Here is an 18,776-nt window from a genome sequence, read left to right as displayed (position 1 = left end):
CTCGACTTGTCAGGAGGCGGTGGCGAGGACTTCGTCGAGGAGAACCTCGGCCTTGTCCTCGTCAGTGCCTTCGGCCAGGGCCAGCTCGCTCACCAGTATTTGCCGAGCCTTGGCCAACATGCGCTTCTCACCAGCGGACAGGCCGCGGTCCTTCTCCCGTCGCCAGAGATCGCGCACCACTTCGGCAACCTTGTTCACATCGCCGGAGGCGAGCTTCTCGAGGTTGGCCTTGTACCGCCGAGACCAGTTGGTGGGTTCTTCGGTGTGCGGAGCACGCAGCACCTCGAAGACCCGATCCAGACCTTCCTGACCGACAACATCCCGCACACCGACGATCTCGGCGTTGTCCGCGGGCACCCGGACGGTGAGGTCTCCTTGCGCGACCTTGAGGACGAGGTACTTCTTCTCCTCGCCCTTGATCACGCGGGTCTCAATTGCTTCGATGAGAGCGGCACCGTGGTGCGGGTAGACGACGGTCTCTCCGACCTTGAAAACCATGTGTCCTCTGCCCCTTTCGCTGCCCCCATCCTAACACGTCCGGCCATCTCCGCTCGACCCCCGTGCGATCTGTAAGCGCAGGTCAGCGGCCACGGGAGGGGTTGACAAACCAGAGCGGGACATGCTTCCCCCGGTCAGCGCAGGACAACGCCGGGTCCACAGTGGACTTTTGATCTCCGTGAAAGTCCGGGGCACGGCGAAATGGCCTACGCCGTATTGCGCGAACAGGTGATCATCAATACCCGCCACCTGGCACGGCCACCAGGTGCCACCCACGCGGGCGCGGGTGGTTAGGCTGCGGCCGAGGAGTTCACCAGGTACTCCAGGGAAGGATCGGCGCGCTGTGAGCCGTGTAGAGCAGAAGGCAGTCCGTGCCCGCCTGGTCCCGGCGGCGCTGGGTCTGGGTATCGCGCTGGCCGTGACCGGCTGTGGCGCCGGCATGAACTCGCAGACCTCGGTCCAGGTCGCCGCGGTGAACGGGGCGAGCGGCAAGGTCGGGGCCATCGAACTGCGTGATGGCCAGCTCGCCTTCCCCTCGGACAACCCCAAGAAGTACTACCCGGCCAAGAGCAACGCCTCCCTGGGCATCTCCCTGGTCAACAGCGGGACCAACGACGACAAGCTCGTCTCGGTCAGCTCCGAGGGCGCCGGTTCGGTCGAGATCAAGGGCGACGCCGCCATCCCGTCCGGTTTCGCCATCCGCGCGGAGCTGAACGAGCCCGAGCACGCCACCACCAGCGCGGCCACCACGAGCGCGGCGCCGACCAGCACCTCCGGCGCGCCCACCTCCTCCGCGGGCCGCCCCACCGGCTCCTCGGCCACCTCGACCTCGGCGGCCACCCCGCCCAGCTCCTCGGTGGACACCAAGCTCAAGGTCGGCACCGTGGTGATCACCGTGGTCGGCCTCAAGCACGACCTGTGGCCGGGCAAGACCATCCCGGTGGTGTTCACCTTCGCCAAGGCCGGTCAGGTCACCCTGCAGGTGCCGATCGCCGCGGACGAGGAACACCGCGAGGACCTGCCGCAGACCGGCGGCCACGGCGGTGGCGGTGGCGGTCACTGATCCGGTGACTGTCGGTCCGACCCCCTAGGTTCACCGGCGTGGCGAAGAACGTGCGGGTGACCCGTCCCGGCTACCGCTGTGCCGAATGCGGCAACGAGGTGGCCAAGTGGGTCGGCCGCTGCCCGGAATGCCAGGCCTGGGGCACGGTCGAGGAGAAGGGCGCGGTCAAACCCGCACTGGCCAAGATCACCGCGTCCCCGGTGTCCGCGCCCGCCAGGCCGATCGGCGAGGTCGACATCGAGGCCGCCCGCGCGGTCTCCACCGGCGTCGGCGAACTGGACCGGGTGCTCGGCGGCGGGGTCGTGCCGGGTGCGGTGATCCTGCTCGCGGGTGAGCCGGGCGTCGGCAAGTCCACGCTGCTGCTGGAGGTCGCGCACCGCTGGGCCGCCTCCACCGGCAACGGGCGCTCGCTCTACATCACCGGCGAGGAGTCCGCGGGCCAGGTACGGCTGCGCGCGGAGCGGACCGGGAACCTGCACGGCGAGATGTACCTGGCCGCCGAGGGCGAGCTGGGCGCGATCCTGGGCCACATCGAGACGGTGCGGCCGGGGCTGCTGATCGTGGACTCGGTGCAGACCATCCAGTCCGCCATGATCGACGGCGCGCCGGGCGGGGTCACCCAGGTGCGTGCGGTGGCCTCGGCGCTGATCGCGGTGGCCAAGGAGAACAACCTGCCGGTGCTGCTGGTCGGGCACGTCACCAAGGACGGTTCGATCGCCGGGCCGCGGATGCTGGAGCACCTGGTGGACGTGGTGCTGCACTTCGAGGGCGACCGGCATTCCACCCTGCGGCTGATCCGCGGGGTGAAGAACCGCTACGGCCCTGCCGACGAGGTGGGCTGCTTCGAGCTGCGTGACGACGGCATCGTCGGGGTGGCCGACCCGTCCGGGCTCTTCCTCAACCAGCGCGACGTCGGCGTGCCCGGCACCGCGATCACGGTGATCGTGGAGGGCAAGCGGCCGCTGCTGGGCGAGGTGCAGGCGCTGGTGGCCGCGACCAATCTGCCCGCGCCGCGGCGCGCGGTGAGCGGGCTGGACTCGGCCAGGGTGGCGATGGTGCTCGCGGTGCTGGAACGCCGCGGCCGGGTGCGCCTTGGCGACAAGGACGTGTTCACCGCGACCGTGGGCGGTATGCGGGTGCTGGAACCGGCGGCGGACCTGGCGGTGGCGCTGGCGGTGGCCTCGGCCGCGCGGGACATCGCGTTGCCCCCCACCATGATCGCGCTCGGTGAGGTCGGGCTGGCCGGTGAGGTGCGGCGGGTGGCCGGGGCCGGGCGGCGGCTGGCCGAGGCGGTCCGGATGGGCTTCACGCACGCGCTGGTGCCGCCGGACTCGGGCCCGTTGCCGCCGGAGATCAAGGCCACCGTGGTGCCCGATCTTGGCTCCGCACTGCGGGAACTGCGTTCCGAGGACTGAACGTGGAAAGGCCCGCACACCCCCGAGCGGTGTGCGGGCCCTCTTCCAGCAAGCACAGCCCGGACCCCGAATCCCGACTGGCCACAACACTTGATTTCGTGTCCACCAACTCGATGGCTGAGGAGTGAACGCGCTAACAATACCCCCTCCCCCCTGGGGTCTGTCACGCGCGGTCACCCAATGCTCACCGGGACGGCGCAACGCCCGCCTGAGCTGCGATCGCCGTGCTCACCGTGCTGTGCTCGATGACCGTGCCCCTCGGGTAGTACGCGCTGTCCTGACGCACCACCGTGCGCTCGCCGAGGAATCGGCCGCCGGACGGCTCGATGATGATCTCGGTGCCGACCCGGTCGTCCTCGACGCCGAGGGAGACGCCGTGCCTGCCGCCCAGATCCACCGCGTCGGCCTTGATCCTGATGCCGGGCACCAGGCGCAGGGCCGCGTAGACCCGGTTGCGGATCTCGGTGCGCAGCCTGCCGGTGCGCAGTGCGACGCGGGCGTTGTCCAGCGCCACCGACTCGCCGACACCGGCCGGATCGTGCGCGCGCAGCGCGGCGTAGAGCGCTTGTGGATCACTGGGCAGCGCGTTCTGCCAGCTCTGGGTGGGGTTGTGCCAGGCCCCGGCGCGGTCCCTGGCGTGCACGGCCTCGGGCGGCAGCACCGGGCAGGGCGGCTCGGCACAGCGGGTCAACTCACCCGCCTGGCTGAATTCCCCGCGCAGGGCCCGCTTCTCGGTGACCTGGCCGGGCGGGTCCAGCGGCAGTCCGGCGGCCCGGTACTCGGCCTCGGTGACGCCCAGCGTCCACTGCCGGTTGCCGGTCTGGCGTTCCCGGCTGACCCACTCCCCTGTCTCGTCGAAGGGGATCCAGGTCTCGCGGAGGGTTTCCTCCAGGTAGCTGTAGGTCTTGCCGTCGCGGTCCGCGCTGGCGGCGTCCCAGGACCGGGTCTGGACGTAGCGGAACTCGCCTGGCCGCAGCGGGCGGTCGCCGTCACCGGCGCGGGCGGCGGTGGCCAGCACGTCCCGGGCGTCGGCCGTCCCGCCGCCGGAGAAGGGCTGGGCCAGCAGCGCGCCGGTGGTGACCAGCGCGACCGCGGCGGCCGCGAGCAGCCAGCGCCGGGTGGCACGACGCGGCCGGGCCTGGGCCGGGATCAGCGGCGGGATCGCGGCCGGGAGCTGGGCGGGGATCGCAGCCGGAGCCGGGCTCTTGGCCGGGATCGCGGCTGGGAGCTGGGCCGGGGCCGGGAGCTGGGCCGCGGTTAGCAGCCGGGCGCGGGCGGCGGCCAGGGCTTCCGGGTCCGGGGACACCTCCGGGCGCAGCTCGGCCAGGGCGGTGTCGAGTTCGTCCTCGCTCCACACGCGGTGCTCGGTCATCGGGTGTCCTCCTCGCTGGGGTTGGGGGCGTGTGCGCGCAGGCCGCGGCGGACCCGGTGCAGCCGGGAACGCACGGTGCCGACCGGGATGTCCAGTGCCTCGGCCACCTCGGTGGAGTCCAGGCCGGCCCAGGAGGTCAGCAGCAGCACGTCCCGGTCGCCGGGGGCCAGTCCGGCCAGTGCCCCGGCCAGGCCGCGGGTGGCCGTTTCGGCGTCCACCCTGGCCGCGACGCGCCCGTCGTGACCGTCCTCGTGCGGCCGCACGGCGCCTGCCGCACGGGCGGTGGCCTGGTAGCCGCGGACCTCGGTGCGCAGGTGGCCGCGCAGCAGGTTGGTGGCGATCCCGTACAGCCAGGAGCGCACCGCGGCGCGGGCCGGGTCGTAGCTGTGCCGCCGTTGCAGCGCGACCAGGAAGGTCTCGCTGACCAGGTCATCGGCCGCGGTGGCACCCACCCGGCGGGCCAGGTAGCGGTGCAGCGCGGCGGCGTGCGCGTCGAACAGCAGCCCGAACACCACGGCCGGTTGCGGGCACGACAGGTCGGGGTGCTCGGCCTCGGCAGGGGGCGGCGCCCCGGCCCGGCGTTCGGTCATCGTCCTCACAACCTGTGTTGTCCGCCGGGAGTCGAGGCGTTCACGCGTTCGTGGCCGAACGTAGACTCCGGTGTCGGATCGGGCAGGAGGGGCATCGTGAGCGAGCGGACGCAGTCGGAGCTGGTGCGGGCTACCCTGGCCCGGCTCGCGCCCGGCACGGCGCTGCGGGACGGCCTTGAGCGGATCCTGCGCGGCCGCACCGGCGGGCTGATCGTGCTCGGCCACGACGAGGCGGTGGAGTCCATCTGCGACGGTGGCTTCCGGCTGGACGTGGAGTTCAGCGCCACCCGGTTACGCGAGCTGTCCAAAATGGACGGCGCGCTGGTGCTCTCCACCGACGCGGGCAAGATCCTGCGGGCCAACGTGCAGCTGGTGCCGGATCCGACCATCCCGACCGAGGAGTCCGGCACCCGGCACCGCACCGCCGAGCGCACCGCGATCCAGACCGGGCACCCGGTGGTCTCGGTGAGCCAGTCGATGAGCATCGTCAGCGTGTACGTGGACGGGCGCAGGCACGTGCTGACCGATTCGGCCACCATCCTGTCGCGGGCGAACCAGGCGCTGTCCACTTTGGAGCGGTACAAGGCCCGCCTTGACGAGGTGGCGCAGGCGCTGTCCGCGCTGGAGATCGAGGACTTCGTCACCCTCAAGGACGCGATGACCGTGGTGCAGCGGCTGGAGATGGTGCAGCGCATCGCGGATGAGATCGGCTGGCACGTGGTCGAACTGGGCGCGGACGGCCGGTTGATAGAGCTGCAGCTCGACGAGCTGGTCGGCGGGGTCGAACTGGACCGCGAGCTGGTTATCCGGGACTACCTGGTGGAGGAGCCGGGCGCGCCGAGCGCCAGCCAGGTGGTGGCCGCGCTGGACGCGCTGGACGGCACCGAACTGCTGGACGTGGCCGCGATCGCGGCCGCCTTCGGCTTCCCGGCCGGACCGGAGGCGCTGGACGGCCAGGTCAGCCCGCGCGGGTACCGGCTGCTGGCCAGGGTGCCGCGGCTGCCCGCGCCGGTGCAGCACCGGCTGGTGGAGCACTTCGGCTCGTTGCAGGCACTGCTCGCGGCCACCGCGGATGACCTGCAGACCGTGGACGGGGTCGGCGACACCAGGGCCCGGATGGTCCGCGAGGGACTGTCCCGGCTGGCCGAATCCTCGATCGTGGACCGCTACGGCTGATCAGCGCAGCCGGAACGGGGCCGGTGGACTGGCCAGCTCGTCGACCTTGGCCACCACGGTGTACTCCCCGGCGAGCAGCGCCTTGCGCTTGCCGGTGCAGTTGGGCGCCGAGGTGCGGCCGTGCCAGGCCAGCCGGAACACGGCCATGCCGCCGGGTTCCAGGGTGCGCAGGTCGGGGTTGCGGCCGGGGTAGCAGTCGTTGCTGGACCACAGCCGGGCGCCGTCCAGGCCGAAGACCAGGATCTCCTGCACCCGGGGATCCAGTTCGCGGGTGCACGGCACCGGGCCGGTGTTGGTCACCACCAGCCGGAACTCCGGTCGCTGACCCACCCGGTACTCGGGTGCGCCGACCTCGGCGGTGACCTTGGTGACCTGGTTCGGGCAGGGCTGCGGCGGCCCGGGTGGTGGCGGCGGTGGGGGTGGCGGCGGCGCCGGGGGCTGGTCAGGGGGTGGCGCGGGATTGCTCGGCGGCGGCAGCGCCGAGGCACTGCCCGGCGCACTCGTCCCGGTCGCGGCCAGACTGCGCGCGGCCGCGGCGGCCCGCAGCTCGGCCAGCTCGCGTTCGGTGTCCTCACTCCCGCCGAAGGCCAGGCCGACCGCCCACACCCCGAGGAGTAAGACCAGCACGAACGCGCCGAGTGCCACCGCGCGCCTGCGCCAGTACACCGACGACGGGTGAGGTCCCACCGGATCCAGCACATGCAGACGGTAACGCCCCGGTTGCTCCGAATGACGTAATTGGACCTTGGACCGTTCGGGCGTGTTGCGTGCGCAACCAAGAGTGGACCGGACGCGTGAGTTTCCTCAAACGAGTCTTGCCCTGTTCACATACTCGGGTTCTCATCAAGGGAGTAGGGCAACCCCCTCAGACACCCGGATGCGCTCGTGCCTTGAGGAGTGTGTGTCATGACCGCGATCGACGAACTGCTCCAGCGCAACGCCGTCGCAGGCGAGCTGGGTCACCCGGAGATCCCCTCTCCGAAGCCCTCGCTGCACCTGGCGATCGTCACCTGCATGGATGCCCGGATCAAGGTGTTCGACGTCTTCGGCCTCCGGCACGGCGAGGCGCACATCCTGCGCAACGCCGGCGGCGTGGTCACCGACGACATGATCCGCTCGCTGACCATCTCGCAGCGCAAGCTGGAGACCCAGGAGATCATCGTCATGCAGCACACCAGCTGCGGCCTGGCGACCTTCACCGAGGACGATTTCAAGGACGAGCTGGAACGCACCACCGGCCTGCGCCCACCGTGGGCGCTGGAGGCCTTCCGCGAGGTCAAGGACAGCGTCCGGCAGTCCGTGCAGCGGGTCCGGCGCAGCCCCTTCCTGCTGCACACCGACCAGGTCCGGGGCTTCGTCTACGACGTCTCCACCGCGCTGTTGCACGAGGTCATCTAGGGGAAGGACAACGTCCGCGCGAACAGGGTCACCACGATGAGCACGGTCGGGAAGCAGACCAGGAACATCGCGAAGGTGTAGCCCATGATGTCGCGGGCCTTGAGTCCGAGCACGGCCAGCGTCGGCAGCATCCAGAACGGCTGGAGCAGGTTGGCGCTGGCCTCCCCCAGGTCGTAGACCACCACCATCCAGCCCTGGTGCACCTGGAGCTGGTTGGCCGCGTCCAGCACGTACGGGGCCTCGATCACCCACTTGCTGCCGCCGCTGGGCACGAACACGCCCAGCACGCAGGAGTAGATGGCGATCAGCGCCGGGTAGAGCACCGGGTTGGAGATGTCCACCAGCCAGCCGGCGATGGTGGCGGACAGGCCGGTGAAGGCGATCATGCCGAAGATGCCGCCGTAGAGCGGGAACTGCAGCAGCACCCCGGCCGCGGCCGGCGCGCCCTCGCGCACCGCGGTGACCAGCCGGTGCGGCCGCCAGTGCAGGATCAGCGCGAGCAGCAGCAGGATCAGGTTGATGGTGTTGAGGTCCAGCGCGTTGAGCGGGCTGCCGGTGGCGTTGACGAAGTGCCGCACCAGGTACCAGGCGCCGATGGCGAAGATCAGCACCGAGAACACCGGGCTGCGCTCCAGCCAGTCCCCCGGCCTGCCCTTCGGCTCGGCCTCAAGCGGGCTGATCAGCGGTTTCAGCTCGATGCCCAGGTCGGCGGCGGTCTTGGCGCGCTCGCCGGATGGCGCGATCAGCGCGGCGGTGACCACCGCGACCACGAAGACGATCAACGTGGCCACGATGCCCTGCCACAGGAAGATGGTCTCGGTGAGCGGGATCAGCCCGGTGCCGCGGCCCGCCTTGATCACCTCCTGCACCGCCTTGGGGCTGGATTCCGCGCTGGCCACCTGCAGCGCGGCCGAGCCGGACAGGCCCTGCGCCCACACCGTGCCAAGGCCGAGGAAGGCCATCGCGCCCAGCGCCCGGTAGTCCACCCCGCGCACCAGCCGGGCGATCTCCTTGGCCAGGATCGCGGCGAAGATCAGGCTGAACGCCCAGTTCAGGTACGAGGTGATCATCGAGGCCGCGGCGGTGAAGGTGATCGCCGCCCTCGGCGTCCTCGGGATGGTGGCCAGCCAGGCGATCACCCTGGCCACCGGCCGGGCGGTGGCCAGCGCGTACCCGCCGATGATGATCATCGCCATCTGCAGGGTGAAGGTGACCAGGCTCCAGACGCCCTTGCCCCAGCCGTCGATGAGCGCGGTCGGCGACTGACCGGTGGCCAGGCCGAGCAACAGCACGATGACGGTGCCGACGAGCACGAAGCCGAAGGCGTCCGGCAGCCAGCGTTCGGTGAACGCGGTGAACCGCAACGCGATCCTGGCCAGCAGGTTGTCCGAGGGTGGGGCAGAGCGGGTGGCCATGTTTCCTCCGCGTCCGGGGCAGGTGCGAGGATTGTGCACGCTATGGCGACTGTTTCTTCCCTGGATCCCGGGGCCGTGCTCGGCTGGTTCGACCGGGTCGCCCGCGACCTGCCCTGGCGGGACCCGGACTGCACCGGCTGGGGTGTGCTGGTCAGCGAGGTCATGCTGCAACAGACCCCGGTGGCCAGGGTGGAGCCGATCTGGCTGGACTGGATGGCGCGCTGGCCGGTGCCCTCGGCGCTGGCCGCGGCCGGTCAGGGCGAGGTGCTGCGGGCCTGGGGCAAGCTGGGCTACCCGCGCCGGGCGCTGCGGCTGCACGCCGCGGCCACCGCGATCGCGGCCGAGCACGGCGATGTGGTGCCCTCGGACGTGGACACCCTGCTGGGCCTGCCGGGGATCGGCGCGTACACCGCGCGGGCGGTGGCCGCCTTCGCCTACGGCCAGCGTGTCCCGGTGGTGGACACCAACGTGCGCCGGGTGGTGGCCCGCGCGGTGCACGGGGCCGCGGACGCCGGACCGCCCTCGACCACCAGGGACCTGGCCGATGTCGAGGTGCTGCTGCCGCGCGAACCCGCGCGGGCGGCCCGGTACTCGGCGGCGCTGATGGAGCTGGGCGCGGTGGTCTGCGTTGCCCGGACCCCGCGCTGCGCGGACTGCCCGGTCTACGCCGACTGCGCCTGGCAGCGGGCCGGGCGACCGGCCTACGCGGGTCCGGCCAAGGTGGTGCAGAAGTTCGCCGGCACCGACCGGCAGGTGCGTGGGCGGCTGCTGGACGTGCTGCGCGGCGCGCCGGGGCCGGTGTCCAGGGCGGCGCTGGACGCGGCCTGGGACGAGCCTGGGCAGCGGGACCGGTGCCTGCACTCGCTACTGGTGGACGGTTTGGTCGAGCAGACCGACAACGGGATGTTCGCGCTGCCCGGCGAGGGCTAGAAGCGCACGTCCACGGTCAGGCCGCCGTCCGGGTTCGGGCTGGCGGTGATGGTGCCGTGGTGCGCGGTGACCACCGCCCGCGCGATGGCCAGGCCCAGCCCGTGCCCGGCCGCCCTGGTGCGCCCGGCGGAGCGGACGAACGGCTCGAAGAGCTGCCCGGCCAGTTCGGCCGGGATCAGCGGGCCGGTGTTGGTCACGGTGAGCCTGCCGTCGGCCACCGTGACGCCTGCCCGGCCGCCGGGCCGGTTGTGCCGGATCGCGTTGGCCAGCAGGTTGTTCACCAGCCGCAGCAGCAGCGTCGGCTCACCGGGGAAGGTGGTGGTGGACAGCTCCGCGGAGACGCTGACGCCGCCGGGGTCCAGGTTGGCCAGTGCCTGCGCGGTGATCACGGCCAGGTCGGTGGGCACCGGGTTGGTCAGGCCGTGCTCGGCGCGGGCCAGGTCCAGCAGCGCGTCCACCAGTTCGGTGCACCGCTTGTTCACGGTGAGCAGCTTGGCGGTCAGGTCCGGCAGGTCGCAGCGCTCCGGGTGCGCGGCGGCGACCTCCAGCAGGGTGCGGCTGGTGGCCAGCGGGGTGCGCAGCTCGTGCGCGATGTTGGCGGCGAAGCGGCGCTGCGCGACGGAGGCGGTTTCCAGGCGGGCCAGCAGGCCGTTGACGGTCCCGGCGAGGCGTTGCAGCTCGCCCGGCGGGCCGGGCAGCTCGATCCGGCTGTGCGGGTGCCCGGCCGCGATCCGCTCGGTCAGGCCGGTGAGCCTGCGGAGCGGGGCCAGCACCCGGCCCGCGACGAGCCAGCCGGTGCCGAGCGCGGCGACGAGCACCAGCAGCGTGACGGCGGCCAGCGGCAGCAGGCCCGGCGGCGTCGCGGACCCGGGCAGCCAGGCGCTGATCAGGAGGTGCAGCGCGAGGCCGGCCGGGATGGCGGTGCCCGCGTAGAGCAGCGTGATCCGGGTGCGGCTGGTCATGATCGGCCCCCGTCCGCGTCCAGGACCGGCGAACACCGGTCCTGGGCGCGGCACCGCGGAGCGCGAACCCTGGCCACCAGCTCGGGGAAGCAGAACGGCCTGGCCAGGTAGTTGTCAGCGCCCAGGTTGAAGCCGCCGACGAGGTCGGCGAGTGCGTCCTCGGCCACCGGAACCCGCATGGCCCCAGGGTCGCCGACCGGGTGTTTCCGCAGCGTCTCCGTTCAAGGGCGGGTCAGAGCGGGTACGGGCCGAACCGGCCCCAGGCGATGACCACGGCCAGCACCAGGAACACCGCGGCCGGCGCGAGCTGGCCGAACTCCTTGCGCCGGACGTGCGTGAGCACCGCGCCCAGCATGGTGATGGCCAGCCCGGTGGCGGCCAGCGGCACCAGCACCGGCGCGATGCCGGTGACCGCGGGCAGGATCAGGCCGAGTGCGCCGAGCACCTCGACCGCGCCGATGCCGCGGAAGGCCGGGTCGGAGTAGGACTCCGCCCAGGTCATCTTGTCGAGCAGTTTGTCGCGGCCCTGGCTGAGCTTGGCCGCGCCGGCGCCGAGCATGGCGGCGGCGAGCACGATCTGCAGGATCCACAGCACGGTGTTCATGACGGCTCCAGGTGGGCCAGATGGAATGTGCCGCGATCAGTGTGCTCCGAATTTCCTAGTAGGTCACGTGCGGCACGATGCGCGAGTGGCTGACGCTCTGGAGATGTTCTTCGACCCCGAGGCCGACACCGCGGTGCGCGGGCTGTGGCGCAGGCTGGAGCAGGCCGGGGCGCCCAGCCTGGCCACCCTGACCCACCGGCGGCACCAGCCGCACATCTCGCTGGCGGTGGCCGCGCAGATCCCGGCCAGGGCCAGGGCGGAGCTGCGCGCGGACCTGGCCCTGCTCGCCATGCCCGGTCTCTGGCTGCACAACGTCGGGGCCTTCGCCACCAGCGAGAACGTGCTGATGCTGGCCGCGGTGGTGGACGCGGAACTGCTCGCGGTGCACTCGGCCGTGCACGATGTGCTGGCCGGGCGGGTCAAGCACCCCTCGGCCTACTACCTGCCGGGGTCCTGGGTGCCGCACTGCACGCTGGCCCAGGGCGTGACCGGGGCCGAGCTGGCCGCCGGGTTCGCCGCGGTGCACCCGTATGAGCCGATCCGGGCGGGTGTGGCCGCGATCGGCGTGGTGGACACCCGCACCGGCGAGGTCGACGAACTGTGGTCGGCCTAGCGGCCCAGCACCTCGCTCAGGAATGCCTCCACCGCGCCCCGGTACAGCTCGGGGGCCTCGTAGTGCACGACGTGCCCGGCGCCCTCGGCCAGGAAGTAGCGGCCGTCCTGGGCCCGGCGGGCCACCTCGACGATCTGGCCGGGCGGCATGCCCGAGTACCCGGCCTCGATGGCCAGCAGCGGGCAGCGCACCGCCTCGACGAAGGACCAGTACTCGCGCTCGCCCCATTCGGCGGCGATCTCGTAGAGGTCCTCCAGGTCCGCGGTGAGCCGGTAGCCGTCCGGGGTCTCCTCGACGCATTCGATGAAGTAGTCGCCGACCTCGGTCCGGTCCGCGCCGAAGAACGCGCGCACCGCGGCCAGCGACGGGAACGGCACCGGCCAGGCCGCGAACCAGTCCCGCCAGTCCTCGACGCTCTTGCCGCGCTGGTCCGGGGCCATGTCCTCGGAGACCACCGCGCGCACCAGCTCCGGATGCCGGGCGGCCAGCGCCCAGGCGTGCAGGCCGCCCATGGAGTGGCCGATCACGATCGCGGGCCCCAGTTCCAGCTCGCGGATCCGCGCGGCCGCGTCGTCGGCGAAGGTCTCGGTGCGCCAGGGTTTGTCCCTGGTGGCGCGGCCGTGCGCGCGGGCGTCCAGGCCGACCACCCGGCCGTAGCGGCGCAGCCACTGGGCGGTGGACCACCAGGTGCTGGCCCGGCCCATCAGCCCGTGCAGCAACAGGATTCCCGGTCCCTCGCCACCGAAGTCGACCACTCCGTCACGCATGCCGGTCAGGCTAGGCTGGCCGCATGGCCGTTGTGAAGATCAATGCGATCGAGGTACCCGATGGCTCCGGCGCGGAGCTGGAGAAGCGGTTCGCCGCGCGTCTGGGCGCGGTGGAGGGCGAGCCGGGTTTCCTCGGTTTTGAGATGCTCCGCCCGAAGGCGGGCGAGGAGCGCTACTTCATCTACACCCGCTGGGAGACCGAGGAGCACTTCCAGGCCTGGCTGAACGGCTCGGCCAAGGCCGCGCACTCCGGTGAGCGGGCCAAGCCGGTCGGCACCGGGTCCAGCCTGCTGGAGTTCGAGGTCGTGCTCAGTGCCGGACCCCGCGTCCAGGACTGATCTCACCCGCGCCGCGGAGCTGCTGCGCGGTGCGGACGCGCTGCTGGTGTGCGCGGGCGCGGGCATGGGTGTGGACAGCGGCCTGCCGGACTTCCGCGGGGACGCGGGCTTCTGGCGGGCCTACCCGCCCTATGCCGCGCTCGGCCTGCGCTTCGAGCAGCTGGCCGATCCGGTGCACTTCGCCGAGGACCCGGCGCTGGCCTGGGGTTTCTACGGGCACCGGATCGCGCTGTACCGGGCCACCGTGCCGCACGCCGGATTCGCGCTGCTGCGGAAGTGGGGTGCGCGGCTGCCGCGCGGGCAGTGGGTGTTCACCTCCAACGTGGACGGCCAGTTCCAGCTGGCCGGGTTCGAGCAGGTGGCCGAATGCCACGGCTCGATCCACTGGCTGCAATGCGCAGGCGGCTGCTCGGATGACATCTGGCCGGCCACGGACCTCCAGGTCGAGGTCGATCCGGACACCATGCGGGCCGTCGGCGAGCTGCCGGGCTGTCCCGGCTGTGGTGGGCTGGCCCGGCCGAACATCCTGATGTTCGGCGACTACGACTGGGTCGGCGGGCGCAGCCAGGCCCAGCTCGAGGACTACACCCGCTGGCGGCGGGAACTGCGTGGCGCGAACCTGGTGGTGATCGAGATCGGCGCGGGCCAGGCCGTGCCCACCGTGCGGCGGCAGGCCGAACTGGCCAGCGCGGCGGGCGGCGGGCTGATCCGGATCAACCCTCGGGAGCCGGAGATCCGGCACGGGCGCGGTGTTTCGCTGCCGCTGACCTGCCTGGACGCCTTGCAGCAGTTGGACGGGCTGATCTAGGGACCGGCGCTGGGCACGGTGATGGTGGCCAGGATCGAGCGGTGGTCGCTGCCCGGGATCTCGAAGACGTCGAAGCGGTCCACCGGGCAGCGCTTGTCCACCAGCACGTGGTCCAGGGTCACCGGCGGCGGGATCAGCCCGGCGCCGACGCCCGGCCAGGTCGGGGTGAGTCCGGCGCCCGCCTGGTCGGCGGCGTCCAGGTAGCCCTGGCCGAGCAGGCGGCGCAGTGGCGAGTGGTCGAGGGTGGCGTTGAAGTCCCCGGCCAGCACCCTGGCCGGGCCCTCGGTACGCGGTTCGGGCAGCGTGCCCAGGTCCCGCAGCCACGGCTCGGCGCCCTCGGGGCCGACCGGGATGCGCGGGTGCACCGCCATGATCTCCAGGCTGCGCGGGCCCGGCAGGTTGACCAGCGCGGCCGGCTGGGCGAACGCGCCGGGCGCCGGCGGGCGGCCGAGCACGATCCGGGTCAGCGGATGCCGGGAGGCGATGCCGGTGCCCGCGGCCCCGTCGGCCGGTTCCAGCACCCGGAACGGCAGCTCCTGGTTGAGTCCGGCCCGCTCCAGCGCGGTCACCGACTCCGGGGTGAGTTCCTGCAGGCTGAGCACGTCGGCCTTGGTGTCGCGCACCAGGTTCACCACGAACGCCGGATCGGCCCGGCCGAAGAGCAGGTTCACCGAGAGCACCCTGACCTGCGCGCCGACCGCGATCGGCCGCGCCTTCACGAACGCCCTCGGCAGCACGATGAAGGCCAGCAGCGCCGTGCACAGCACCAGCACGATGGCCAGCAGCCAGCGCCGGAACAACAGGGTGAGCACCGCGAGCAGGGCCGCGGCCGGCAGCGCGTACGGGGTCAGCGCGATCGCGGCGGCCGCGTGCTTCTGCTGGTCGAAGCCGACCGCGCGCAGCCCGGTGAGCGCGATGACCGGCAGGGCCAGCAGCAACAGCGTCACCCCGGCGAACTTCCCGCCGCGCCGCCGCCGCTTCGGCTCCGGTGGCTCCGGCGGCCGGGGCGATGTGGGCCGAGCAGTCAACGGCGTCGTGTCTGCCTCGATCCGCGGATAGCTCACCCCACCAGAGTGCCTGATCATCCGCGCGAGGGTCGGCACAGACGAAAGGGGCAGGACACCGGTGGCGCCCTGCCCCTTCTGCTCGTGCCGTGGATCAGCCGTTGGTGCCGGTGCCCGCCTCGGGCTCGTCACCGCCGGCCGGACCGGCCAGGTCGACGGGCGGAGCGTCCGGCACGCGGGTCGGCTTGGCCTCACCGCGGAAGACGAACTTCACCTTGTCGTCCGGACCCTCGCCGTCCCAGCCCTCGACATCGCAGATGATGATCTGCCCAGGCTGGATCTCGCCGAAGAGGATCTTCTCCGAGAGCTGGTCCTCGATCTCCCGCTGGATCGTCCGGCGCAGCGGCCGCGCACCCAGCACCGGGTCGAACCCGCGCTTGGCCAGCAGCTTCTTCGCGTTCGGGGTCAGCTCCAGCGACATGTCCTTGTTGCGGAGCTGGGTTTCCACCCGGTTGATCATCAGGTCGACCATGCGGATGATCTGTTCCTCGGTGAGCTGGTGGAAGACGATGATGTCGTCGATCCGGTTGAGGAACTCGGGGCGGAAGTGCTTCTTCAGCTCGTCGTTGACCTTCTGCTTCATCCGGTCGTAGTTCGACCCCTCACCGGTCTTCGCGGTGAAGCCGAGGCCGACGGCCTTGGAGATGTCCTGGGTGCCGAGGTTCGAGGTGAAGATGATCACGGTGTTCTTGAAGTCCACCGTGCGGCCCTGACCATCGGTCAGGCGGCCGTCCTCGAGCACCTGGAGCAGCGTGTTGTAGACCTCCTGGTGCGCCTTCTCGATCTCGTCGAAGAGCACCACGGAGAACGGCTTGCGCCGCACCTTCTCGGTGAGCTGACCGCCCTCCTCGTAGCCGACGTACCCGGGGGGCGCGCCGAAGAGCCGCGAGGCGGTGTAGCGGTCGTGGAACTCGCCCATGTCGATCTGGATGAGCGCGTCGTCCTCGCCGAAGAGGAACTCGGCCAGCGCCTTGGACAGCTCGGTCTTACCCACACCGGACGGGCCGGCGAAGATGAACGAGCCGGAGGGGCGCTTCGGGTCCTTCAGACCGGCGCGGGTACGGCGGATCGCCTGCGAGACGGACTTGACCGCCTCGAACTGGCCGATGATCCGCTTGTGCAGCTCGTCTTCCATCCGGAGCAGACGCGAGGTCTCCTCCTCGGTGAGCTTGAAGACGGGGATGCCGGTCCAGTTCGCCAGCACTTCGGCGATCTGCTCCTCGTCGACCTCGGCGACGACGTCGAGGTCACCGGCCTTCCACTGCTTCTCCCGCTCGGCCTTCTGGCCCAGCAGCTGCTTCTCCGCGTCCCGGAGCTTGGCCGCGCGCTCGAAGTCCTGCGCGTCGATCGCGGATTCCTTGTCCCGGCGCACGTCGGCGATCTTCTCGTCGAACTCGCGCAGGTCCGGCGGCGCGGTCATCCGGCGGATGCGCATCCGGGCGCCGGCCTCGTCGATCAGGTCGATCGCCTTGTCCGGCAGGAAGCGGTCGTTGATGTACCGGTCGGCCAGGGTGGCGGCGGCGACCAGCGCGGAGTCGGTGATCGAGACCCGGTGGTGCGCCTCGTACCGGTCGCGGAGACCCTTGAGGATCTCGATGGTGTGCTCGAGCGAGGGCTCGCCGACCTGGATCGGCTGGAAGCGGCGCTCCAGCGCGGGGTCCTTCTCGACGTGCTTGCGGTACTCGTCCAGCGTGGTGGCGCCGATGGTCTGCAGCTCACCTCGGGCGAGCATCGGCTTCAGGATGCTGGCGGCGTCGATCGCGCCCTCAGCGGCGCCCGCGCCGACCAGGGTGTGGATCTCGTCGATGAACAGGATGATGTCGCCGCGGGTGCGGATCTCCTTGAGCACCTTCTTCAGGCGCTCCTCGAAGTCACCGCGGTAGCGGGAACCGGCCACCAGCGAGCCGAGGTCGAGGGTGTAGAGCTGCTTGTCCTTGAGCGTCTCGGGCACCTCGCCCTTGACGATCCGCTGGGCAAGGCCCTCCACGACCGCGGTCTTGCCGACGCCGGGCTCACCGATGAGCACCGGGTTGTTCTTGGTGCGCCGGGACAGCACCTGCATGACCCGCTCGATCTCCTTCTCGCGCCCGATGACCGGGTCGAGCTTGCCCTCGCGGGCGGAGGAGGTGAGATTGCGGCCGAACTGGTCGAGCACCAGCGAGGAGGAGGGAGTGCCCTCGCCCCTGCCACCGGACTCGGCGGGTTCCTTGCCCTGGTAGCCGGAGAGCAGCTGCAGCACCTGCTGCCGCACCCGGTTCAGGTCGGCGCCCAGCTTCACCAGGACCTGGGCGGCCACGCCCTCGCCCTCGCGGATCAGGCCGAGCAGGATGTGCTCGGTGCCGATGTAGTTGTGGCCGAGCTGAAGAGCCTCCCGCAGGGACAGCTCGAGGACCTTCTTCGCCCTCGGCGTGAACGGGATGTGCCCGCTCGGCGCCTGCTGGCCCTGACCGATGATCTCTTCGACCTGCTGGCGCACGCCCTCAAGGGCGATGCCCAGCGACTCCAGCGCCTTGGCGGCGACACCCTCACCTTCGTGGATCAAGCCCAGAAGGATGTGCTCGGTGCCAATGTAGTTGTGGTTCAACATCCTGGCTTCCTCCTGGGCCAGGACAACCACCCGCCTCGCGCGGTCGGTAAACCTTTCGAACATTCGCACTCCCTGACTGCTGCGCCGGCGGCCCTCGACCCCGCGTCTCACTCCCGGGTCGGCACCGTAGGGCCACTCTAGTAGGCCCGACTTCTTCCTTCTGTCCTCACACTCTCGCTACTGACTGACACAACGAGTGTGAGGTGGACACAATTCCACCGGATCGGCGGTGTCCGCTAAGCGCGAACAAACCACCTCCCGGCGACGAGATCACCCCGATGGCGGAATACCCGCTTACCCTAGGTTAGGTTAGGCAAGCCTGACCAACAACCGAGGAGCCGTGCGTGACCGTCCGTCTGGCGCGCAGCGCCCTGGCCGACTCACTGGCCAGCGCCGACACCTCGCGCGGACATGTGACCGTGCGCTTCGGGACCCCCGACGACTCCTGGCGGAACTGCGCCGGGCTGCTGGCCGATCCGGCCGCCTTCGACCGCTGGCGCAAGGACCTCGCCGAATGGCTCAACGACCGGCACGACGGAAATATTCCGGAACGCACCACCGCCGGTTACGTGCTGGCCTGGTACCTGCAGATCCCGGCCTACCTGGGCGCGATCCTGTTCCACACCGCCCGCCGGGTGCCGTGGCTGCGGCCTGCCGATCTTGCTTTCCGCCTTTCGGGTGATCGTCCGCACCCCGATGGGATCGCCCTGCTTTCTGCCGGTTTCGTCTGCCTGCCGGACGACCCGGCAGTGGGCACGCCGGAGGCCACCGTGGTCAGGGACGAGGCCGCGCTGGCCGGGGTGCTGCGGGCGCGCTACGCCGGACACGCCGGTGAGTTCGTCGCCGCCTACGGCCCGACCGTCCGGCTGGGCAGGCACATGCTCTGGGGCGCGGCCACCGACGCACTGGACAGCGCGCTGTGGAACACCGGCCGGATGTTCGGCGACGAGGGCGCGGGCGTGGCCCAGGCCGCGCTGGTGCTGCCGGCGCGGATCGAGCCGTTCACCTCGGCCTCCCGGCTCTACCCGGTGCACGGCGAGGGCAGGACGGTGTGGACCCGGCGCCGGGAGAGCTGCTGCTTCCACTTCGCCCTCGACGGCGGCACCCCCTGCGTGACCTGCCCCCGGGTCTCCGCGGCCGAGCGGGAGCAGCGGGTGCTGGAGCAGTCCTGACCTG

At 71.4% G+C, this 18,776-nt stretch carries 20 protein-coding genes; 9 read left to right on the top strand and 11 right to left on the bottom strand.

Annotation, left to right across the window (positions count from 1 at the left end):
• Nucleotides 1-9 precede the first annotated feature (9 nt).
• A complete protein-coding gene (locus tag HNR67_RS07385; RefSeq protein WP_065915127.1) occupies nucleotides 10-498 on the bottom strand; it encodes a CarD family transcriptional regulator in 489 nt (162 codons plus the stop codon).
• A gap of 343 nt (nucleotides 499-841) precedes the next feature.
• Here HNR67_RS07385 and HNR67_RS07380 point away from each other — a divergent pair, with 343 nt between their 5' ends.
• Complete coding sequence (locus HNR67_RS07380; RefSeq protein WP_185001329.1) at nucleotides 842-1,561, top strand: copper chaperone PCu(A)C; 720 nt, start codon at nucleotides 842-844, stop codon at nucleotides 1,559-1,561.
• A 38-nt stretch (nucleotides 1,562-1,599) separates the two neighbouring features.
• The gene (gene radA, locus HNR67_RS07375) at nucleotides 1,600-2,976 is read left to right on the top strand and encodes a DNA repair protein RadA (RefSeq protein ID WP_185001328.1); all 1,377 of its coding nucleotides are present in this window, start codon (nucleotides 1,600-1,602) and stop codon (nucleotides 2,974-2,976) included.
• Between the two features lie 184 nt (nucleotides 2,977-3,160).
• On the opposite strand, the gene HNR67_RS07370 is transcribed toward radA, so the two are convergent.
• Together HNR67_RS07370 and HNR67_RS07365 are read right to left on the bottom strand one after the other, a co-directional pair.
• Nucleotides 3,161-4,348 (bottom strand): hypothetical protein, encoded by a 1,188-nt coding sequence (locus HNR67_RS07370; protein WP_185001327.1) that lies wholly within the window; start codon nucleotides 4,346-4,348, stop codon nucleotides 3,161-3,163.
• Nucleotides 4,345-4,938 (bottom strand): RNA polymerase sigma factor, encoded by a 594-nt coding sequence (locus HNR67_RS07365; RefSeq protein WP_185001326.1) that lies wholly within the window; start codon nucleotides 4,936-4,938, stop codon nucleotides 4,345-4,347. The genes HNR67_RS07370 and HNR67_RS07365 overlap by 4 nt, the downstream gene beginning before the upstream one ends.
• A gap of 96 nt (nucleotides 4,939-5,034) precedes the next feature.
• Between HNR67_RS07365 and disA the strand changes: the two genes are divergently transcribed.
• Nucleotides 5,035-6,114, top strand: coding sequence for a DNA integrity scanning diadenylate cyclase DisA (gene disA, locus HNR67_RS07360; RefSeq protein WP_312986684.1), 1,080 nt, complete (start codon nucleotides 5,035-5,037; stop codon nucleotides 6,112-6,114).
• On the opposite strand, the gene HNR67_RS07355 is transcribed toward disA, so the two are convergent.
• Nucleotides 6,115-6,813: a hypothetical protein gene (locus tag HNR67_RS07355; RefSeq protein WP_185001325.1), complete on the bottom strand. Its 699-nt coding sequence runs from the start codon at nucleotides 6,811-6,813 to the stop codon at nucleotides 6,115-6,117.
• Between the two features lie 207 nt (nucleotides 6,814-7,020).
• On the opposite strand from HNR67_RS07355, the gene HNR67_RS07350 reads away from it, so the two are divergent.
• Nucleotides 7,021-7,512 (top strand): beta-class carbonic anhydrase, encoded by a 492-nt coding sequence (locus HNR67_RS07350; RefSeq protein ID WP_185001324.1) that lies wholly within the window; start codon nucleotides 7,021-7,023, stop codon nucleotides 7,510-7,512.
• Here the strand turns inward: HNR67_RS07350 and HNR67_RS07345 are convergent.
• Nucleotides 7,509-8,927, bottom strand: a complete 1,419-nt coding sequence (locus HNR67_RS07345; RefSeq protein ID WP_185001323.1) for a short-chain fatty acid transporter — start codon at nucleotides 8,925-8,927, stop codon at nucleotides 7,509-7,511. The genes HNR67_RS07350 and HNR67_RS07345 overlap by 4 nt on opposite strands.
• 42 nt (nucleotides 8,928-8,969) lie before the next feature.
• Here HNR67_RS07345 and HNR67_RS07340 point away from each other — a divergent pair, with 42 nt between their 5' ends.
• On the top strand, nucleotides 8,970-9,857 hold the full coding sequence (locus HNR67_RS07340; RefSeq protein WP_185001322.1) for an HhH-GPD family protein: 888 nt from the start codon (nucleotides 8,970-8,972) through the stop codon (nucleotides 9,855-9,857).
• Here HNR67_RS07340 and HNR67_RS07335 read toward each other — a convergent pair.
• The 3 genes from HNR67_RS07335 to HNR67_RS07325 are packed head-to-tail and all read right to left on the bottom strand — an operon-like array spanning nucleotide 9,854 to nucleotide 11,423.
• Nucleotides 9,854-10,819, bottom strand: a complete 966-nt coding sequence (locus HNR67_RS07335) for a sensor histidine kinase (protein WP_185001321.1) — start codon at nucleotides 10,817-10,819, stop codon at nucleotides 9,854-9,856. The two genes, HNR67_RS07340 and HNR67_RS07335, sit on opposite strands and share 4 nt — an antisense overlap.
• Nucleotides 10,816-10,998, bottom strand: coding sequence for a response regulator (locus HNR67_RS46610; protein ID WP_407645115.1), 183 nt, complete (start codon nucleotides 10,996-10,998; stop codon nucleotides 10,816-10,818). Before HNR67_RS46610 ends, HNR67_RS07335 begins: the two co-directional genes overlap by 4 nt.
• A 53-nt stretch (nucleotides 10,999-11,051) precedes the next feature.
• Nucleotides 11,052-11,423 (bottom strand): DoxX family protein, encoded by a 372-nt coding sequence (locus HNR67_RS07325; RefSeq protein WP_185001320.1) that lies wholly within the window; start codon nucleotides 11,421-11,423, stop codon nucleotides 11,052-11,054.
• 85 nt (nucleotides 11,424-11,508) lie between these two features.
• Between HNR67_RS07325 and HNR67_RS07320 the strand changes: the two genes are divergently transcribed.
• Nucleotides 11,509-12,036: a 2'-5' RNA ligase family protein gene (locus HNR67_RS07320; protein WP_312986680.1), complete on the top strand. Its 528-nt coding sequence runs from the start codon at nucleotides 11,509-11,511 to the stop codon at nucleotides 12,034-12,036.
• Here the strand turns inward: HNR67_RS07320 and HNR67_RS07315 are convergent.
• Nucleotides 12,033-12,803 carry an alpha/beta fold hydrolase gene (locus HNR67_RS07315; protein WP_185001318.1) on the bottom strand — a complete coding sequence of 257 codons (771 nt, stop codon included), beginning with the start codon at nucleotides 12,801-12,803 and terminating at the stop codon, nucleotides 12,033-12,035. The two genes, HNR67_RS07320 and HNR67_RS07315, sit on opposite strands and share 4 nt — an antisense overlap.
• A 23-nt stretch (nucleotides 12,804-12,826) precedes the next feature.
• On the opposite strand from HNR67_RS07315, the gene HNR67_RS07310 reads away from it, so the two are divergent.
• Both HNR67_RS07310 and HNR67_RS07305 read left to right on the top strand, forming a co-directional pair.
• Complete coding sequence (locus tag HNR67_RS07310; protein ID WP_185001317.1) at nucleotides 12,827-13,141, top strand: antibiotic biosynthesis monooxygenase family protein; 315 nt, start codon at nucleotides 12,827-12,829, stop codon at nucleotides 13,139-13,141.
• Nucleotides 13,116-13,949, top strand: coding sequence for an SIR2 family NAD-dependent protein deacylase (locus tag HNR67_RS07305; protein WP_312986678.1), 834 nt, complete (start codon nucleotides 13,116-13,118; stop codon nucleotides 13,947-13,949). The genes HNR67_RS07310 and HNR67_RS07305 overlap by 26 nt, the downstream gene beginning before the upstream one ends.
• On the opposite strand, the gene HNR67_RS07300 is transcribed toward HNR67_RS07305, so the two are convergent.
• Together HNR67_RS07300 and HNR67_RS07295 are read right to left on the bottom strand one after the other, a co-directional pair.
• Entirely contained in the window at nucleotides 13,946-15,034 is a 1,089-nt protein-coding gene (locus tag HNR67_RS07300) for an endonuclease/exonuclease/phosphatase family protein (RefSeq protein ID WP_185001316.1), read from the bottom strand. The two genes, HNR67_RS07305 and HNR67_RS07300, sit on opposite strands and share 4 nt — an antisense overlap.
• Before the next feature lie 73 nt (nucleotides 15,035-15,107).
• Nucleotides 15,108-17,663, bottom strand: a complete 2,556-nt coding sequence (locus HNR67_RS07295) for an ATP-dependent Clp protease ATP-binding subunit (RefSeq protein ID WP_185001315.1) — start codon at nucleotides 17,661-17,663, stop codon at nucleotides 15,108-15,110.
• 281 nt (nucleotides 17,664-17,944) lie between these two features.
• On the opposite strand from HNR67_RS07295, the gene HNR67_RS07290 reads away from it, so the two are divergent.
• Nucleotides 17,945-18,772, top strand: coding sequence for a (2Fe-2S)-binding protein (locus HNR67_RS07290; protein WP_185001314.1), 828 nt, complete (start codon nucleotides 17,945-17,947; stop codon nucleotides 18,770-18,772).
• The last annotated feature ends 4 nt before the right edge of the window (nucleotides 18,773-18,776 follow it).

It is taken from the genome of Crossiella cryophila, from assembly GCF_014204915.1.
In the GTDB taxonomy this organism is placed as follows: Bacteria; Actinomycetota; Actinomycetes; order Mycobacteriales; family Pseudonocardiaceae; genus Crossiella; species Crossiella cryophila.
Note: the sequence above shows the minus strand (reverse complement) of the source record. Positions and strands in the feature narration are given on the sequence as shown.